Annotated in this window: 16 protein-coding genes; 9 read left to right on the top strand and 7 right to left on the bottom strand. The window is 39.5% G+C overall.

Annotated elements, in window-relative coordinates:
* Positions 1-165 precede the first annotated feature (165 nt).
* Complete coding sequence (gene mnmE / locus OQ267_RS17415) at positions 166-1,524, bottom strand: tRNA uridine-5-carboxymethylaminomethyl(34) synthesis GTPase MnmE (protein ID WP_265817676.1); 1,359 nt, start codon at positions 1,522-1,524, stop codon at positions 166-168.
* A 205-nt stretch (positions 1,525-1,729) separates the two neighbouring features.
* On the opposite strand from mnmE, the gene OQ267_RS17410 reads away from it, so the two are divergent.
* The gene (locus OQ267_RS17410) at positions 1,730-2,848 is read left to right on the top strand and encodes an AI-2E family transporter (protein ID WP_216359221.1); all 1,119 of its coding nucleotides are present in this window, start codon (positions 1,730-1,732) and stop codon (positions 2,846-2,848) included.
* 19 nt (positions 2,849-2,867) lie between these two features.
* Positions 2,868-3,392, top strand: a complete 525-nt coding sequence (locus OQ267_RS17405) for a protease (RefSeq protein ID WP_265837164.1) — start codon at positions 2,868-2,870, stop codon at positions 3,390-3,392.
* Positions 3,393-3,453: 61 nt separating this feature from the next.
* On the opposite strand, the gene OQ267_RS17400 is transcribed toward OQ267_RS17405, so the two are convergent.
* The 3 genes from OQ267_RS17400 to argS form a co-directional block, all read right to left on the bottom strand.
* A complete protein-coding gene (locus tag OQ267_RS17400) occupies positions 3,454-4,107 on the bottom strand; it encodes a DNA-3-methyladenine glycosylase family protein (protein WP_265837162.1) in 654 nt (217 codons plus the stop codon).
* Positions 4,108-4,872 carry a sulfite exporter TauE/SafE family protein gene (locus OQ267_RS17395; protein ID WP_265837160.1) on the bottom strand — a complete coding sequence of 255 codons (765 nt, stop codon included), beginning with the start codon at positions 4,870-4,872 and terminating at the stop codon, positions 4,108-4,110. It lies immediately after the preceding gene.
* 130 nt (positions 4,873-5,002) lie between these two features.
* Positions 5,003-6,775: an arginine--tRNA ligase gene (gene argS, locus OQ267_RS17390; protein ID WP_265837158.1), complete on the bottom strand. Its 1,773-nt coding sequence runs from the start codon at positions 6,773-6,775 to the stop codon at positions 5,003-5,005.
* 219 nt (positions 6,776-6,994) lie between these two features.
* Between argS and OQ267_RS17385 the strand changes: the two genes are divergently transcribed.
* From OQ267_RS17385 to OQ267_RS17375, 3 genes are all read left to right on the top strand, one after another.
* Positions 6,995-8,440: an arginine deiminase family protein gene (locus tag OQ267_RS17385; protein WP_265837156.1), complete on the top strand. Its 1,446-nt coding sequence runs from the start codon at positions 6,995-6,997 to the stop codon at positions 8,438-8,440.
* 203 nt (positions 8,441-8,643) lie between these two features.
* Positions 8,644-9,558: a citrulline utilization hydrolase CtlX gene (gene ctlX / locus OQ267_RS17380; protein ID WP_265837155.1), complete on the top strand. Its 915-nt coding sequence runs from the start codon at positions 8,644-8,646 to the stop codon at positions 9,556-9,558.
* A 280-nt stretch (positions 9,559-9,838) separates the two neighbouring features.
* Positions 9,839-10,417, top strand: a complete 579-nt coding sequence (locus OQ267_RS17375) for a PhnA domain-containing protein (RefSeq protein WP_088300460.1) — start codon at positions 9,839-9,841, stop codon at positions 10,415-10,417.
* 81 nt (positions 10,418-10,498) lie between these two features.
* Here OQ267_RS17375 and OQ267_RS17370 read toward each other — a convergent pair whose 3' ends face one another.
* On the bottom strand, positions 10,499-10,732 hold the full coding sequence (locus tag OQ267_RS17370) for a hypothetical protein (protein ID WP_265837153.1): 234 nt from the start codon (positions 10,730-10,732) through the stop codon (positions 10,499-10,501).
* A gap of 611 nt (positions 10,733-11,343) precedes the next feature.
* Between OQ267_RS17370 and OQ267_RS17365 the strand changes: the two genes are divergently transcribed.
* The gene (locus OQ267_RS17365; protein ID WP_088300462.1) at positions 11,344-12,732 is read left to right on the top strand and encodes an arginine decarboxylase; all 1,389 of its coding nucleotides are present in this window, start codon (positions 11,344-11,346) and stop codon (positions 12,730-12,732) included.
* Between the two features lie 157 nt (positions 12,733-12,889).
* On the top strand, positions 12,890-13,786 hold the full coding sequence (locus tag OQ267_RS17360; protein WP_265837152.1) for a DUF72 domain-containing protein: 897 nt from the start codon (positions 12,890-12,892) through the stop codon (positions 13,784-13,786).
* Positions 13,787-13,893: 107 nt separating this feature from the next.
* On the opposite strand, the gene OQ267_RS17355 is transcribed toward OQ267_RS17360, so the two are convergent.
* Complete coding sequence (locus tag OQ267_RS17355; protein WP_265837151.1) at positions 13,894-15,030, bottom strand: MFS transporter; 1,137 nt, start codon at positions 15,028-15,030, stop codon at positions 13,894-13,896.
* A gap of 112 nt (positions 15,031-15,142) precedes the next feature.
* Complete coding sequence (locus OQ267_RS17350; protein ID WP_265837150.1) at positions 15,143-15,640, bottom strand: DUF1579 domain-containing protein; 498 nt, start codon at positions 15,638-15,640, stop codon at positions 15,143-15,145.
* Between the two features lie 98 nt (positions 15,641-15,738).
* On the opposite strand from OQ267_RS17350, the gene OQ267_RS17345 reads away from it, so the two are divergent.
* Positions 15,739-16,365, top strand: coding sequence for a 3'-5' exonuclease (locus tag OQ267_RS17345; protein ID WP_265837148.1), 627 nt, complete (start codon positions 15,739-15,741; stop codon positions 16,363-16,365).
* 86 nt (positions 16,366-16,451) lie between these two features.
* Positions 16,452-18,155 carry an ABC transporter ATP-binding protein gene (locus tag OQ267_RS17340; RefSeq protein WP_265837146.1) on the top strand — a complete coding sequence of 568 codons (1,704 nt, stop codon included), beginning with the start codon at positions 16,452-16,454 and terminating at the stop codon, positions 18,153-18,155.
* The last annotated feature ends 5 nt before the right edge of the window (positions 18,156-18,160 follow it).

Raw genomic sequence — 18,160 nt, 5'->3', positions numbered from 1 at the left:
TTTTGGCGATTGGTATTTAAAAGTTTTAGTCAGCAGCTCAAATAATTACGGGGTGCAAAAAATTTATTTGGCTGTACAACTTATCATTTAAACAGGCAGAGATCATTTTTTTACAAAACGAAAAATAGACAGACAATTACGATCAGTTTATTTTATTTAGCCTTATTATTTCCCGATACAAAACTTCGTAAAAATATTCTCCAGCAAATCATCAGTGGTAACCGTTCCAGTGATTTCGCCCAGGTAATGTAAAGCCTGTTTGATATCCATCGCCAGGAAATCAGAAGTTACCGGGTTATCTACATTATCCAGTACCCGCTGTAAGGCATTTTCAGTTTGTTTAAGTGCTTCCACATGGCGGATATTGGTCACCAACGTTTCACTTGTATTAATATGATGCAGATTCACCTGTTCCAATAAGGTGGTTTTCAATTCATCTATGCCAACCTTTTCTTTCGCCGATAAGAAAACAACATCTAAAGCCTCGAAAGCCTTGCGTTGTTCGGAAGAAATCAGATCTGCCTTGTTGAGTAAAATGAGATAAGGAATTTCAAGTTGCTTTAAGCCCCTTACCTGCTCTTCAATTTCGGCAGTGGTTTGTGCCACATCAGCCATATAAATGATCAGCTTGGCCTGTTTCATTTTTTCAAGCGTCCGCTCTACCCCAAGGGCCTCAATAATATCGGCAGTATCGCGGATACCCGCAGTATCGATAAAGCGAAACACCACGCCACCGATAGTAAGCTCATCCTCAATGGTATCACGGGTGGTCCCGGCGATATCAGAAACAATGGCCCGCTCTTCATTCAATAAGGCATTTAAAAGAGTCGATTTGCCTACATTCGGTTTTCCGGCAATCACAATCGGAACACCATTTTTAATGACGTTTCCCATTTCGAATGAAGAAATTAATCTGCGCAGCACATGGTTGATTTTGTTCACTAAATTCGTAAGCTGTTCGCGGTTGGCAAATTCGACATCCTCTTCTGCAAAATCCAGCTCCAGTTCAATCATCGAAGCAAAATGGATCAGCTGCTCTCTTAAAGCTTTGAGTTCATTTGCAAAGCCACCACGCATCTGCTGCATGGCTACATCGTGTGATGCCTTGGAATTGGAAGCAATTAAATCGGCCACTGCTTCTGCCTGACTTAAATCAAATGCCCCGTTTAAAAATGCCCTTAAGGTAAATTCGCCAGGCTTTGCTGCACGTGCACCCTTGCTGATCAGCAGGTTAATAATCTGCTGAATGATATAATTTGACCCATGACAGGAAATCTCCACCACATGCTCTTTGGTGTATGATTTGGGGGCAACAAACAACCCTGCAACGACCTCATCTATAATATGATTACCATCTTTAATTAATCCAAAATGTAAGGTATGAGAAGCTTGCTGTGCTAAATCCTTCCCTGCAAAGACCTCGTTGGTCAACGAAATGGCATCCGGGCCTGACAGGCGGATTACGCCGATAGCGCCAGACCCTGAAGGGGTAGATAAAGCAATGATGGTATCCTGATCGTTCATGTTCAATTTAAAAAATGTAAAATTAAGGCTTATTAACGGCTTTATCGTTTTCGAGAAGTAATTTTTCACAAGGAAAAATTGTAAAGGTATAAATGTTAGATAAAACTTAAGTGCCTAACCTAGCTAACCCTCTGCCCCACTTTTCCATTAATAAAACATTTTCTACAGGTGCGTGTTTACACATCAATCAGATAAACCGTATATGATAAATAATTTTCCCCTAACTGTAAAGCGATCAATTGAACTCCTCGGATTGATGGCCGTAGTGACTGTGATGGTCATTGCAAAAGATATTATTATGCCCATGCTCATGGCATTTTTCATCAGCATTATGCTGCTTCCTGTATACCGTTTCCTGAAAAGAAAAAAGGTACCTGAAACTTTAGCTATTGTTTTACCTATCCTTCTGGTGGCCCTGTTTGTAGCCCTGATTGTATGGTTTTTCTCCAACCAGATTGGAATTTTGGCTAAAGATTTCCCGCAGATTAAAGCCAATGTAACACAGCACATCAATTCGTTAAGCGATTGGGTGAGCAGAATCACGCACTATAATGATAAACAGCAAAAGGCTTTTATTCAGGATAAAAGCGATGACCTGATGAACATGGGTACCTCTTTGGCAGGTGGTGCAGCTGTTACCTTAAGTGGGGTCTTTGTTTTCATCGGGCTATTGCCGATTTATATTTATTTAATGCTTTTTTACAAGGATATTTTACTGAGATTTATTTTCATGTGGTTCAAAAACGATGACCACCCTAAGGTGAAGGAAGCCATTTATGAAACGGAATCCATTATCAAGAGTTACCTGATCGGGCTATTGATCCAGATTACCTATATGACCGTATTATTGGGCGGAATATTAATGTTGATCGGTATTAAGCACGCTTTGTTAATCGGGGTAATATTTGCCATTCTGAACCTGATCCCATATGTGGGTGCCTTGCTTGGAAACCTGATTGGTGTATTGTTAACGCTGACTTCATCTCAGGAATTATGGCCGGTTATCACGGTCTTAGGTGTTATTGCTTTTGTTCAGTTCCTTGATAATAATATCCTGATGCCAAGAATTGTAGGATCGAAAGTAAAGATCAATGCACTCTTTGCCATTCTCGGGGTATTTATCGGTGGAAGCATCGCCGGCGTGTCCGGAATGTTCCTCGCACTCCCGATTGTAGCGGTATTGAAAATCGTGTTCGACCGTACCGAATCTTTCAAGCAATGGGGTGTACTATTAGGTGATGAACGCCCTTCAAGAAGCCCGATGACATTCCCTGCTTTTAGAAAAAAGAAAAATATAGAAACCCGGTCCGGTACAGAAAAATAACATCCTTTATGATAACTTTATGAAAAAAATAAGCCTGATCATCGCGTGCTGCAGCATTTTATTTTCTGCCTGTAACAGCGACAAAAAGAAAGAAGCGGCCGGCGGCCAGCAAGACACCACATTGGTGCCTGAAGCCGCAGTGCAGAAAAAGACCGATCCTATTACAGGAAAATTATCGGTGATTGGTGAACCTAAACTTGGCGGACCGATAAATATGCGTTTTTCAGTGTACAATAACTCGGATACTGTTGCCAAATTTTGCATCTGGCATACACCTTTTGAAAAATTATCCAGTAAATACCTGGATGTGAACTTAGAAGACTATACTCCTGTTGATTATAAGGGTGCCATGGCAAAACGAATGATGCCACCACCGGCAGACAGTTACCGGAAATTAAATGCCGGCGACAGTACCAGTGCAGATTTTAACCTGGCAGATACTTATCACATCACCAAAGCCGGAAATTATACCATTAAATACAATTCAGCTACTGTGAGTGGAATTGTAATGACTGACAGTTTAAAAATTTATGTAGGACATTAACCTGATTTTATTGACTGCAATCAAAAAGCATCGTTGTTGAATACCAGCGGTGCTTTTTGATTTAGCGTTTAGCTATCGCACCCTTGATCTTTCGTTCCTCCAGGTAAAAGTGCCACAACATCATGACGGCTATGGTTCGGTAGGGCTTCCACTGTGTGGCTATAGCAGAAAGTTCCTCCTTACTCGTATCTTTTTGTAAGTTCTTCAGGTTTTTAAGGGCATTCACGGCAGCAAGGTCACCCAATGGAAAAATATCACTATGGTGTAAGATAAATAATAAGTAAATATCTACTGTCCAATCTCCCACACCCTTCACCCTTTTAAGCTGCAGTCGGATTTCATCTGCAGAAAGTGATGCCAATATCGCTAAGGAGAGTTCTCCGTTAATGATCTTTTGTGCCAGATCCCGAACGTAAACGGTTTTCTGTCGACTGAAATAGCAAGCTTTGAGTTCTTCATCAGTAAGCCTGAGGAAGGCCACAGGATCGATTTCTCCGATTTTAGCCTTCAGTTTATTCAGGGCGGCAAGTGCCGATGCCAGTGAAACCTGTTGTTCCAGAATAATATGAACCAGTGATTCGAAAGTATTAGCCCTAGACCAGAATGGTGGATAGCCATATTTCATCAGAACATGATTAAGATCAGGATCTTGTGCCGCTAATGTATTGCAAAGCGCATGATAGTTGTCGATGTCAAAAACTTTAAATCCGGGCATTTACTTTAATAAAATATCATAAGCAAATCTCAGGATTGTTCCGAAAACAACGATGAGAAAAAAGACCCTAACAAACTTATTGCCTTTAAGTAAGGCCAAACGCGTGCCGAAATATGCACCTGACACGTTAAAGAGTGCCATGGGCAATGCATATTGGTAAAGGATATGTCCGGAATAACTGAAATAAATAATCGCCGCTAAATTGGTAGCCATATTTACAATCTTGGCATGTGCACTGGCACCGACAAAGTCAAATCCTAATGTAGCAATAAAAACCAAAATCAAAAAAGAGCCTGTACCCGGACCAATTAAACCATCGTAAAAGCCAATAACCAAGCCGAATAGCGCAGCCATGAATACCTGCTTTTTTACAGCATGATTTTTTTCCTGATGAATGCCAAATTGCTTATTGAAATAAGTGTAAAGCGCAACCATTATCAGCACGATCAGAATGACAGGCTTGATCACCGCATTATCAATACGGCTCACCAGAAAAGCACCATAAAGCGCTGCAATAAATGCCATGATCGCACATATCACCAATACTTTAAAATTGAATTTAACGTGTTTGGAATATTTGAAGGCCGCTAAGGTGGTACCAGCGAGAGAAGGAATTTTAGTGGTTCCTAATAAGGTGGCAACAGGATAATGTGGTAAAATGAGTAAGGTGGCAGGGGTTTGCAATAAGCCTCCGCCACCTACAATAGCATCTATAAAACCTGCGGCAAAAGCAACGAGGCAAAGTAAAATCAGTTCATTTATCAAGAAATATCTTTTTTTTGATCAACACCTTTATGTTCTGTTCTCCCTTTCTCTACTCCTTGTTATCTATTTTGCTATCTCCCGTTTTGTGATTCCTCACTTCCTATTCAGGATTCCCAATTCAATACTCGCCCTACATCCGCTCCGGTGAGGTAATGCCTAAAATAAGCATTCCGGCAAAAATCACATCGGCCGTTTTTTTGCAAAGGTTTAATCGGAACTGTTTGGTATCGCCCGCTTCCGTTTTTACAATCGGCGGAACATCATGGTAGAACTTGTTGAAAAGTTTAGCCAACTCGTATAAGTAATTCGCTAAACTCGCCGGACTGTATGCTTTGGCTGCAATGGCAATTTCTGAAGGATATTTAGCCAGTTGCAAAATCATTTCCAGTTCTATAGGCAATAAATCGCCTGGTCTTAAATTGCTGACTTCAGACTGATATTCCGCTTTGCTCAATAAAGACTTAATCCTGGCGTGCGTATACTGGATAAAAGGTCCGGTATTTCCCTGAAAATCAATACTCTCTGCAGGATTAAACAACAAGCGTTTTTTGGGTTCTACCTTTAGCAAAAAGTATTTCAGTGCACCTAAACCAATATTTTTATACAGTTCTGCCTTATCTTCTTCCGGAAAATCACTGGTTTTACCCAGTTCTTCTGTTTTTTCACGGGCTGTGGTAATCATACTCTCAATTAACTCATCTGCATCCACCACCGTTCCTTCCCGGCTTTTCATCTTTCCGTTTGGCAAATCCACCATCCCGTAAGATAAATGGTATAAACCCTTCGCCCAGCTTTTCCCTAATTTTTCGAGAATTAAAAACAATACTTTAAAATGGTAATCCTGCTCATTCCCCACCACATAAATCGACTCATCCATATTGAAATCGTCATGCTTCATTTCGGCAGTTCCTAAATCCTGGGTGATGTAAACTGAAGTGCCGTCAGCACGCAAGACCAGTTTTTCATCCAGGCCGTCTGCAGTTAAATCAATCCAAACCGAACCATCTTCTTTTTTAAAGAAAACACCTTTCGCCAGGCCTTCATCAACTGTATCTTTACCCAACAAATACGTGTTACTTTCATAATAGAACTTATCAAAATCAACGCCCAGGTTTTGATAAGTGACATTAAAGCCGGCATAAACCCACTCATTCATGGTTTTCCAGAGTGAAACCACAGCCTCATCCCCCTGCTCCCAGGCCAGCAACATTCGCTGCGCTTCTTTAATTAAAGGCGCATTTTTCTTTGCTACTTCTTCGGTTTCGCCTTCAGCCTTTAAAGCTTCGATTTCCTTTTTAAACTCCTGATCAAAAATCACATAGTATTTGCCCACCAGGTGATCACCTTTTAAGCCTGAACTTTCTGGTGTTTCACCATTGCCCCATTTTTGCCAGGCCAGCATTGATTTACAGATGTGAATTCCACGGTCATTGACCAGGTTAACTTTTACCACATCATAACCATAAGCCTTGAGTAATTCAGAAACTGAATAACCCAATAAATTATTACGTACATGCCCCAGGTGAAGTGGTTTATTGGTATTTGGCGAAGAATACTCCACCATTACTTTTTTTCCATTCGACGGAAATACACCAAAATCAGCCGCTAAAATTTCTTCATTAAACTGGTTTAAAAAATAGCTTTCTGCAATGCTTAAATTTAGAAAGCCTTTAACCACATTGAATGTAGTGACATTTTCAACATTAGTTACTAGATATTCGCCTATTTCATTAGCCGTTTGCTCCGGCGATTTTTTAGAAAGTTTGGTTATCGGAAAAACCACAATCGTAACCTGTCCTTCAAATTCTTTACGCGTTTCCTGTATATTGATCACACTTTCAGCAACTTCTTCCTGATAAAGTGCAAGAATGGCTTTCTGTGTTTCGGTAATAATAAAATTCATGGCGTAAAAATAAGAAAAAAGTCCGAAGTCGGGAGTGAGAAGTCTGAAGTTCAATTGCAGATTAAATTGTCGCGGAAAGCCCCAGGCAGAAACACCCGGGCGATTAAAATAAAGCTAAAGCGAGCCCTCATCCTGATACCCGATACTTACAACTTGATACTGCTCTAAAACTTGATACTATTCTAAAATTAAATAGATTTGCAATAACTAACTTATTTTATGAGCGAGCAGCATCTGAATTTTAAAGTGAATGTAACTACCGAAATCGGTCGGTTGCGCAAATTATTAATCCATAGTCCGGATAGTGGTCTTGGCAAAGTGGTGCCTTCAAAAGCACAAGACTGGCTTTTTGAAGATATTGTACACCTGGATACCATCCGTAAGGGTGAATACGACTACTATATTAAGCTATTGATGTACTTCCTTGATCCTGAAAAAATCAAGGGAAAACTCGCCCAGATTGATTCGGAGGAAGGAAACCGAAATTTCTACAAGCCCAATCACGCTGATTTTCACCATTCAGACTCGGTAATAGAAATTCAGAACTTGCTGAGCGAAATGCTGGAAAATGAATCTATCCGTAAAAAATTAGTTGCTGCTGTATGTGCCATTGAAGGATGTACGTATAAAGTTCAGATCGAGTTGAGTAATACTGATCCAAAAGAACTTGCCGAAATTCTTATTTCGGGAACACTGGCCAATGATACCATGATTTTTGCACCTATCCCTAACTTAATCTTTACCCGGGATGTGGGTACCACCATTAACAATTACATTTTATTAAATAAGCCGGCAAAAAAGGCACGTGTTCGCGAAACGCTTTTAATGCGTTATATTTTCTTCAACCATCCGCTGTTTACTGATTATCAGAGCAATGTATTGGAAATCCCGGATGTAACCATGCACTTCCTGCGTCCGGGTGATGAACCTGCGTTTAGCACCACTTTAGAAGGTGGAGATGTGATGATGGTGAGTCCGAACCATGTTTTAATTGGTTGCAGCGAAAGAACTTCAGAGCATGGCGCCAATGAAGCCATAAAATTATTATTCGACAATGATGTGGTAGAGAAAGTAACGGTAGTTAAAATCCCGAGCAAGCGTGACTATATGCACCTGGATACGGTTTTTACGCAGGTTAAACGCAATACCTGGGTGATTTTAAATTCTATTGCCCATTCACCAAAATACAATCCTTACGAGCCGATCAACTTCTTAAAGGAACCTGAAAAATCAGAAGCGACAACTGCCATTCAGTTTACCAAAGCTAATCCACAGGCACCCAAACATTTTGAGCACGTGGAAGCTTTGCTCAACGACATCAGTCAGAATGATTTAAAAAGCACGGAACCTACCAAAATCATTTATAGTGGAAATAACCAGTTTCCTTATGATTCAAGAGAGCAATGGACCGACTCCTGTAACCTCCTGGCCATTAAGGAAGGCGTGGTTTTGGGCTATGACAGAAATGATAAAACTGTTGAAGCATTTAAAGCTGCAGGATTTGATGTGATAGATGTGAAAGATCTGATTCAGGATTTGGAAAGTGGTAAGGCAAATGCAGAAACCATTACTGATACTTTAATTTTAATGCCATCGGCAGAACTATCCCGTGCCCGTGGAGGTTTTCATTGCATGAGTTTACCAATATGGAGAGATAATCTTTAAGATAAAGGAGCAAAGAGCGAGGATAAAGCAATAAGGCCAGAAAGAAATGCTGGCTTCGCTTTGTCTATCAAGAGCAGCAAAGCAAATCGTTGTTCGCAGAGATACAAGCTTGAGCTTAGTACGATTTATAAAAAGTTTATTAGTGATTTGCTTTAACAATAAACTATTGACTAATGAACGGCTGAACCATTAACTATTGACTAATGAACCAAATAACCAAGCATCTTTTGATGATCCGACCGGTTGATTTCAAATTTAACGAGCAAACGGCAGGCAATAATAAATTTCAGGTAGCATCAGGCCAAAGTGATGTACAAAGTCTGGCTTTGAATGAATTTGATGGATTTGTGGATCTGTTGAGGAAAAATGACGTAGATGTTACTGTAGTTGACGACACTTTACAACCGGAAACACCTGATTCCATTTTCCCGAACAACTGGGTGTCTTTTCATGATGATGGTTCGGTATACCTCTACCCTATGTTTTCAGAAAACCGCAGACTGGAGCGTAGAAAAGAAATACTGGACGAATTGAAAGAGAAATTTGAAGTGAATCATGTGAGCGATTTAAGCTTTTATGAAACCCAATATGCCTTTTTAGAAGGTACAGGAAGCATGGTACTGGATCGCGTAAATAAAATAGCCTATGCCTGTTTAAGTGTGCGTACCGACCAGGAAGTACTGGATAACTTCTGCCTGTTAACAGGATATGAATCCGTTTCTTTCCAGGCGGTTGACAGTACCAATTTCCCGATTTACCATACCAATGTGATGATGTGTATTGGAGATCAGTTTGCTGTAATTTGTTTAGATGCTATTCCAAATCAAGAAGAAAGATTAGCTGTTACCTTGAGCCTGAACAGCACAGGAAAACAAATAATTGAAATAACTTTAGATCAGATGAATCACTTCGCCGGCAATATGCTGCAAGTTGCTAACCAAAGCGGAGAAAGTTTATTGGTGATGTCCGAGCAAGCTTATTTATCTTTAACTGCAGATCAAATCAATATTTTAGAAAAATATGCCAGAATAATTTACGCCCCACTTTATACCATCGAAAAAAATGGAGGCGGCAGTGCAAGGTGTATGCTGGCAGAGATTCACTTGCCCGAAAGTTAAAACTTTTTTGGAAATCAGGCAGCTTTAGGTCATTCCATCTAAACAAACTATATAACACGTTTTAAAAGACTTTATTATTTTGCTCCTGCTGATTTCGGAGATTTACGCAGAGAAACTGCTCTCTTATCTGCGTAAATCTTGAATTTATGGGCTATTCTTTCCTTTGCATAAAACTTAATGGTCTTTGTGATCAAATTAATTCACGAATCACATTCACGATAGCTACGTCATTATTTATTCCGAATAGTTTTAGTATTTTCGCAAAAAATCTAATATCAATATGTCTTTAGTACAAGAATTACAAGCGCGATCAGGTAACAAATGTGAATTATGCAATCAGGAAAATGCTTTAAACATTTACGAAGTGCCCCCAACGAGCAATGCAAATAGCGATAATAGCATTTTAGTTTGTAAAACCTGTCTGGATCAGATTGAAAAAACAGAGCAACTTGATGCCAATCACTGGAAAATACTAACTGAAACCATGTGGTCTGAGTTTCCTCCTGTACAGGTAATGGCCTGGAGGATGTTAAGCCGATTGAGAAATGAAGGCTGGGCATCAGATAGTTTAGATATCTTATATCTTGATGAAGAGACCCTGGAATGGGCAAAGAAAACCGGCGATCACGAATCAGATGGAACGGTAGCATTTCATCAGGACAGCAACGGTACCCGCTTACATGAAGGTGATACGGTGGTATTGGTTAAAACGCTGGATGTAAAGGGATCAACAATAAGTGCTAAATTAGGTACCGTAGTTAAAAATATTCGCCTGGTTCACGACAATACCGAACAAATTGAAGGTAAAGTAGAAGGCCAAACCATCGTCATTCTGACTAAATACCTGAGAAAGGGATAAATTTAATTGTTATGCTGAGCTTGTCGAAAGAACATTCATAGAAAGGTGTTTCGACAAGCTGCACTTGACATGATATACAATTTACCACACCGGTGGTGCATAGAAATTCTGCAGATTCTCACAATCATAGCCAAACCTGGTAATCAAAGATACGGCATCACCAATCTTGTCCACACTCGAATCTATTCTCAAAATTTTATCTGAATCTAATAGGTCTACACTCCAGGTAGCTCCTGAGAGTAAGTTATTTAAATGTTGAGCAATTTTATTCAACTCAACTCCTGTTTGAATATTGGTTTTAAAAATCGAGATCATAGCGCATTTTTTAATAATCTGTAAGGTTTTATTACATAAAGACGAATGAACTTTAAAATTACTTTAAAAAATTTTTAGATTAAACATAAAGCTTTATTAACCAATATTTTAATCAAGACACTTAGATCAGATTTATCGTTTAATTGAATAATAACTATGCCCCCGCGGATTTAATAGATATAAGCAGAATAATAAAATCTATGGTAATCATCCTGATTTGCGGGAAACCTGATTACGGTGAGTATAAATGCTGAATTTGAGGTTGCTCAATATGTTCCCGCAGATATAATTGATTTGTGCAGCATAACAATAAAATCTGTGGTAATCATCCTGATTTGCGGGAAACCTGATTACGGTGAGTATAAATGCTGAATTTAAGCTTGCTAAATATACTCCTGCGGATATAATTGATTTGTGCAGAATAATAAAATCTGAGGTAATGGAGACCTTCCTTTTCATTATAATTTAAACACATACTGCCTGTTCCTGTTTATAAACATAATGTGAACATGTATTGAGAAAACTATTGCGTTGCTCTACCGTAAAAATATTTTCAATACCGATTAATTCTCGATTTAAAATTACATTTTTGCAAAAATTATTTAAAGTAAATGCAGAGTTACTCAGAATTTCTCGATCTAAGCGTTGGCTTTCCACAAGAAGGCTTTGATGTGATAGATGATGAATTATATTTTCAGGATTTAAACCTGATGGAAATGATTGAAACATACGGTACACCCCTGCGTTTCACGTACTTACCAATGGTAACTAAGAAAATTCAGCAAGCGAAGATTCTTTTCCAGACTGCCATTTTAAAGAACAATTATCGTGGCGATTACAAGTATTGCTATTGTACAAAAAGTTCTCATTTCCGCCACATTGTTGAAGAAGCTTTGAAGAACAATATCCACCTGGAAACTTCTTCGGCTTTTGATATGCCTATGGTTGATGCTTTGGAGAAAAAAGGGCACTTAACTAAGGATACGACGATCATTTGCAACGGATTTAAAACTTATCAGTATAAGCAATACATCATTGATATGCTGCATGATGGTTATAAAAACATCATTCCGGTGTTGGATAACAAAGAGGAATTTAACCTTTTTGATGATGAAGTAGATATTGATACGCCTTGTAACCTGGGTATTCGTATAGCAGCTGAGGAGCAGCCTGATTCGCAATTTTATACTTCGCGCTTAGGTGTGCGTATGGAGGATATTATCGATTTCTACAACAATAAAATCGTTCATAACCCGAATTTTCGCGTTAAATTATTACACTTTTTCATCAACTCTGGCATTACCGATTCACCGTATTACTGGAATGAGTTGGAGAAATATGTCACGCTTTACTGCAAGTTCAAAAAGATCAATCCTGATTTAGACACTTTGGATATTGGTGGTGGCATGCCATTTAAAGACTCATTGGTTTTTGATTTCGATTACGAATATATGGTAAACGAAATTGTTAAACGGATTAAAGAAATCTGCGCCATCCATGAAGTAATGGAGCCGGATATCATTACCGAATTCGGTAAATATACAGTCGCTGAAGCATCTGGTATTTTATATAAAGTTTTAGGCCGTAAGCAACAGAACGACCGTGAACGTTGGTTAATGCTGGATGGTTCTTTCATTACCAACCTGCCGGATGTTTGGGCATTAAATCAAAAATATATTCTTTTGCCCATCAACAACTGGGATGCAGAATACGAACGGGTGAATTTAGGTGGCATCACCTGCGATGGTCAGGATTATTACAACCAGGAAGCACATATGAACAGTGTGTTTATGCCAAAAACACGTAAAGTGCAATACTTAGGTTTCTTCCACACTGGTGCTTACCAGGAAGTGTTGAGTGGTTATGGCGGTATTCACCATTGCTTATTACCTAGTCCGAAACATGTACTGATCCGCAGAAACCGGGATGAAAGCTTCAATTTTGAAGTTTTTGGCGAGGAACAGAATAGCAAGCAGGTATTGAAGATTCTGGGTTACTAGATCAGTTGTCTCTTACGGATGATGCGCAACAGTTCTTAAACAAGAAAAATCAAAAACTCGAGGTAAATGTGCTTCGAGTTTTTTTATTTACAAAGGATATTCTAATTTTATAAAATTGCCAGACTGGTAACTCAAAACTTTTAACCCATAACACATTATGCAATTCGGTAAAGTAGATGACCCATCAATTATAGATTTCACACTTCCTGCTGATGCGCCGGAAACGGAAGCTATCCTGAAAGCAAATAAAGCCAGGCAGGATTTCAAGGCATACGTAGGCTGTGCGAAATGGAATAAAGCAGACCTAAAAGGTTTTTATCCAAAGGGCACAAAAGACGAACTCACCTACTATTCTACTCAGTTTAATTCCATTGAATTAAACGCCACATTTTACGGAATGCCAAGTAGTGAACAGGTAATCACCTGGACGCAAAAAACTCCGGATGATTTTAAATTCTTTCCAAAACTAACCAATACCATTAGCCATTTTAAAAGGTTAATTAATGTGAAGGAGCCTGTAGCGCAATATTGCGATGCCATCAGTAATTTTGAAGATAAACTTGGAATGGCTTTTCTTCAGCTTCATGATAATTTTAAACCCAAAGACCTGGAGCGGCTGAAAATAGTGGTCAAGGAGTTTCCAAAAGTAATTCCGCTGGCTGTTGAGGTCAGAAATGCCGAATGGTTTTCCAATCCGGCTATTTCAAATGAGTTTGCCAAATTATTTGAAGATAATAGCATTACGAATATTATTGTTGATACAGCCGGACGAAGAGATATGCTCCATATGCGCTTAACCACACCAATTGCTTTTATCCGGTTTGTTGGAGCCAATGATGATCATATTGATAAAAAACGCCTGGATGATTGGGTGGAAAGAATTGTAGAATGGAAGAAAAAAGGTTTGGAAAACCTGTACTTTTTCGTTCACCAGAATGTAGAACTTTCCTCACCATTATTTTCAGCTTACTTTACTGAGCAGTTAAACAAAGCTGCAGGAACTGATCTTAAAATTCCGGTTATGGCCAATTCAAAACCCGCTACCTTATTCTAGACATACGAAGCATCTTGCAGCATAAAAACCTGCAAGACTTTTCTAGTTCACCAACTGCAGTTTCTCTCTTTTACAGGCGATGGCAATAGCCAGAATCAGCCCCAGAGCTACAATACATAAACTAACTGGAAAAAGATAATCCATGCCAAATCAGTAGAAACAGTACCCAGTAAAGGTCCGGTGATACCCAAGGAAAGATCGATAAACAAGCCATAACTACCTAATGCTGAACCCTGACTGGATGCGGGAATTAAGCGAACCGCTTCTACTCCAAGTGCCGGAAACACCAGTGAAAACCCTAAGCCCGCAACACCGGCTCCAAAGAGTGTAATCACCGGATCTGCAGCCAGTGCAATAATACTCAAGCCAACCAATTCCATCGCCAGGCAGGCAATAGCAGTTTTCATCCCTCCATATTGATTAATTGCCCCTGCAAAAATCAACCTGCCTAAAACGAACATCACACTGAACAATGAAAGGCAAAGCACAGCACCTGTCCAGTGTAAATAATTATAATATAAGGTGATAAAAGTTGAAATGGCACCAAAGCCGATACCGCCGGCAGCCAGGCAAAGCCCGTATGGTGTTACTTTTTTAAGCACATGCAAAAAGGATTGTGGTGCCTCCTTGCTCGTTCCCATCAGGTTAATTTTACTATGGGCATAAATCAATCCTCCGATACCAATGAGGATGATAAAAACGGCAATGTAGACAATACCGAAAGTATTGCTGATAATCACACCAAGCGGCGCGCCTGCGGCAAGAGCGCCATAATTACCAATGCCATTATAACTGATTGCTTTTGCAGTGTGCTGACGACCTAATTTCAAGATAGCCCAGTTGATCGGGCTTGTACCAACCAGCCCTTCAGAAAAACCGGTTATTAAGCGCATCACCATCATTAAGCCTAAGCTGATCATCCGGAAATCCTGCAGGAAAGCCACCGCAAACAATATGATTCCACTTACGATAAAACCTGCCATGCTCATCATTACCGCAGGCTTCGGTCCGCTTTTATCTACTATTTTCCCTCCAAAACCACGGAACAAGAAAGTGGCTGCATATTGCAGGCTGATCACAATGCCTGCCACCATGGTATTGAATCCCAAAGGACCATGCAGATATTCAGGCAATACGGCTAGCGTAAGGCCAATGGTAAAATAGCCTAAAAAAGTAAAAGTAACATAACTAATAATGGTTAAGTTAATATTTTGCCTGGTCGTATTCTGGCTTTCAGCTTGCATAAAATGTGTATTGCAGCTGCAAATTTGTTTAAAATTATACAAATAATACTTATAAAAGATCAGGGATGACTTTCAGTATAAACTTCGCTTGAAAAATATACTAATAAACCACCTAAATACGCTTATAGCTACTTTCAATGGCTATTGTTTCTGCTTCTCCGGGCATGATGTTATAGGCACTAAAAATGATTTCATCATCACTAATGATTTCGAGTGCTATACGCCATCCAAATAACTGATCGCCATATTCAGGATTTCCCCACGAACCTAAGATCGAAAATCCCTTTTCTGTAGCCTCACCGGTTGCCTGCATCATCTGCGTCCCCATATGGAATGTGTCAATCCAGCTCAATGTAAATTTTTGGTAAGGAATGTCAAAGCCAATGATCATTTTGCCTGTTAATGGTTTCCCCCCTAAACTGCTTTGGTAATCATAAGAAATGAACCGGCCATCTAAAATCGATGTAATTTCTGCAATTGAAGGAGATTCATCAGCTAAAACATCTTTTTCGAACCAGGTTTTTGAAGTTCCTTTCCAGTTGCCTGCTAAACTTTTAATCTTTTGGTGAGCGCCGTCCTCCATTGATTGCTCAAATTTACCTTTTGCCATACTCAAATTTAAAAAATATAATAGCATTATTTCTACGAGATGAATATAAAATTCAACCTGAAAATTGATAACTGAAAATTATTTTTCTATCTTGTTTTATGCTAAAAAACCTAGATTTAAGTCAGGTAATTGTACTAGACATAGAAACTGTTCCGCAATACCAATCTTATGAGGATGTTCCCGCCCATCTGCAGGAGCTTTGGGATCATAAAACCAGTCATCAGCGCAAACCTGAGCAAAGTGCCCATGAATTTTATGAGCGTGCCGGCATCTTAGCAGAATTCGGTAAAATAATTTGCATCAGTCTCGGGATTTTCAGTTTTCAAAACCAATCTTATTCCTTGCGGCTGAAGTCTTTTGCCGGCGATAACGAGAAGGAAATATTAAATCAATTTGCAGGCCTGATTGAAAAACAGTCACCTTCACTCCTCTTTTGTGCACACAATGGAAAAGAATTTGATTACCCCTATATCTGCAGGCGATTATTGATAAACGGACTGGAAATTCCGGCACATCTGGATATTTCAGGTAAAAAACCATGGGAAGTAAAGCACCTGGATACGATGGAAATGTGGAAATTCGGCGACTACAAGCATTATACCTCCTTAAGCTTGCTGGCTGCTATTCTGGATATTCCGACACCGAAAGATGATATTGACGGTAGCCAGGTGCGACAAGTATATTATGAAGAGAAAAATCTGGAGCGCATTGTAACCTATTGCTAGAAGGATGTTGTCACCACGGCCCAGGTATTGTTAAAATTTAAAGGCATGGATATAATTTCAGCAGAAAACATTACCATTGTAAACTGATGCTAAATGTTGAAAACTTAACGATCGATTTTTACAACCGGGATGAAAAGACCTGGTTCAAAGCTGTAAAAACTATTAATTTTAATGTTAAGAAGGGAACGGTTTTAGGAATTGTGGGTGAATCAGGCTCTGGAAAATCCGTTACTTCATTTTCCATTATGCGCCTGCATGACGAACGTACAGCCCATATCTCCGGGAAAATAGATTTTGAAGACATCAGCCTGCTTCATTTAAGTTCGAATGAAATTCGCCAGATCAGAGGAAATCAGATTTCTATGATTTTCCAGGAACCGATGACTTCCCTGAACCCTGTATTTACCTGTGGAGAACAGGTAGCAGAAGCCATCATACTGCATCAAAAAGTAAATAAGCTCACCGCTAAGGAACGAACCATTAAACTGTTTAACGAAGTTCAGCTTCCACGCCCTGAAAAAATATTTGACAGTTATCCGCATCAAATCTCCGGTGGGCAAAAACAAAGGGTGATGATTGCAATGGCTTTGAGCTGCAATCCTAAATTGCTGATTGCAGATGAACCAACAACTGCACTGGATGTTACCGTTCAGAAGACCATCCTGCAGCTGCTTTTAAAACTAAAAGAAGAACGCGATATGGCCATGATTTTCATTTCGCATGATTTAGGCGTAGTTAATGAAATTGCAGATGAAGTAGCTGTTATGTATAAAGGCGAAATTGTGGAGCAGGGCCCTGCCAAAACGATTTTCGAACATCCACAGCACCCATATACGAAAGGATTGCTGGCTTGCCGTCCATCACCTGCCCTGCAGTTAAAAAAACTTCCTGTAGTTGCTGATTTCCTCACCGGAAAAACAGCGGATTTAAATACACATTTGCAGTTATCTAATCAATTAACGGATGAGGAAATTGCATCCAGAAGAGCACTACTTTATGCCAGCCAACCTTTACTCGAGGTAAAAGAACTGTCTACCTGGTATCCGATTTACAATGGATTGTTTGGCAAAGTTACTGATTATGTAAAGGCTGTAGATAAAATCAGTTTCCAGGTTTTTCCAGGAGAAACCCTAGGCCTGGTTGGCGAATCTGGTTGCGGCAAAACCACACTGGGCCGAACAATTTTAAGGTTAATTCAGCCAACATCCGGTAGCATTAGCTTTAATGGGTTGGATATTACCAATATCAGCAAATCTGAATTAAGGAAACTGAGAAAAGACATTCAGATCATTTTTCAAGATCCTTACGCCTCATTGAACCCAAAACTCAGCATTGGACAGTCTATAATGGAACCTTTACAGGTTCATCAGCTTTACCGGAATGATACGGAAAGGAAACAAAAAGTGATGGACTTATTGGCTAAAGTTGGCCTGAAACCTGAACACTTTAACCGCTATCCACATGAATTTAGTGGAGGTCAGCGACAGCGTGTAGTCATCGCCAGAGCACTGGCACTGGAACCTAAATTTATTGTTTGTGATGAATCTGTTTCTGCACTGGATGTTTCGGTACAGGCACAGGTGTTAAATTTAATCAGAGACCTGCAACATGAATTCGGGTTGACCTATATTTTCATTTCTCATGATCTGGCTGTGGTTAAACATATCTCCGACCGCATTCTGGTGATGAATAAAGGTAAAATTGAAGAAGAAGGATTTCCTGAACAAATTTTCCATGCACCAAAAGCAGTTTATACCCGAAAATTAATAGAAGCCATCCCTGGAAGTTAAACAAA

The organism is Pedobacter sp. MR22-3, from assembly GCF_026240075.1.
Lineage (GTDB): Bacteria > Bacteroidota > Bacteroidia > Sphingobacteriales > Sphingobacteriaceae > Pedobacter.
This window is presented reverse-complemented; position numbering and strand designations above follow the sequence as displayed.

What these genes read in the sequence shown, in the direction of transcription:
- mnmE (WP_265817676.1), bottom strand. Translation starts at nt 1,524, where the DNA reads ATGAACGATCAGGATACCATCATTGCTTTATCTACCCCTTCAGGGTCT.
- OQ267_RS17405 (WP_265837164.1), top strand. Translation starts at nt 2,868, where the DNA reads ATGAAAAAAATAAGCCTGATCATCGCGTGCTGCAGCATTTTATTTTCT.
- OQ267_RS17400 (WP_265837162.1), bottom strand. Translation starts at nt 4,107, where the DNA reads ATGCCCGGATTTAAAGTTTTTGACATCGACAACTATCATGCGCTTTGC.
- argS (WP_265837158.1), bottom strand. Translation starts at nt 6,775, where the DNA reads ATGAATTTTATTATTACCGAAACACAGAAAGCCATTCTTGCACTTTAT.
- OQ267_RS17385 (WP_265837156.1), top strand. Translation starts at nt 6,995, where the DNA reads ATGAGCGAGCAGCATCTGAATTTTAAAGTGAATGTAACTACCGAAATC.
- ctlX (WP_265837155.1), top strand. Translation starts at nt 8,644, where the DNA reads ATGAACCAAATAACCAAGCATCTTTTGATGATCCGACCGGTTGATTTC.
- OQ267_RS17375 (WP_088300460.1), top strand. Translation starts at nt 9,839, where the DNA reads ATGTCTTTAGTACAAGAATTACAAGCGCGATCAGGTAACAAATGTGAA.
- OQ267_RS17370 (WP_265837153.1), bottom strand. Translation starts at nt 10,732, where the DNA reads ATGATCTCGATTTTTAAAACCAATATTCAAACAGGAGTTGAGTTGAAT.
- OQ267_RS17365 (WP_088300462.1), top strand. Translation starts at nt 11,344, where the DNA reads ATGCAGAGTTACTCAGAATTTCTCGATCTAAGCGTTGGCTTTCCACAA.
- OQ267_RS17360 (WP_265837152.1), top strand. Translation starts at nt 12,890, where the DNA reads ATGCAATTCGGTAAAGTAGATGACCCATCAATTATAGATTTCACACTT.
- OQ267_RS17355 (WP_265837151.1), bottom strand. Translation starts at nt 15,030, where the DNA reads ATGCAAGCTGAAAGCCAGAATACGACCAGGCAAAATATTAACTTAACC.
- OQ267_RS17350 (WP_265837150.1), bottom strand. Translation starts at nt 15,640, where the DNA reads ATGGCAAAAGGTAAATTTGAGCAATCAATGGAGGACGGCGCTCACCAA.
- OQ267_RS17345 (WP_265837148.1), top strand. Translation starts at nt 15,739, where the DNA reads ATGCTAAAAAACCTAGATTTAAGTCAGGTAATTGTACTAGACATAGAA.
- OQ267_RS17340 (WP_265837146.1), top strand. Translation starts at nt 16,452, where the DNA reads ATGCTAAATGTTGAAAACTTAACGATCGATTTTTACAACCGGGATGAA.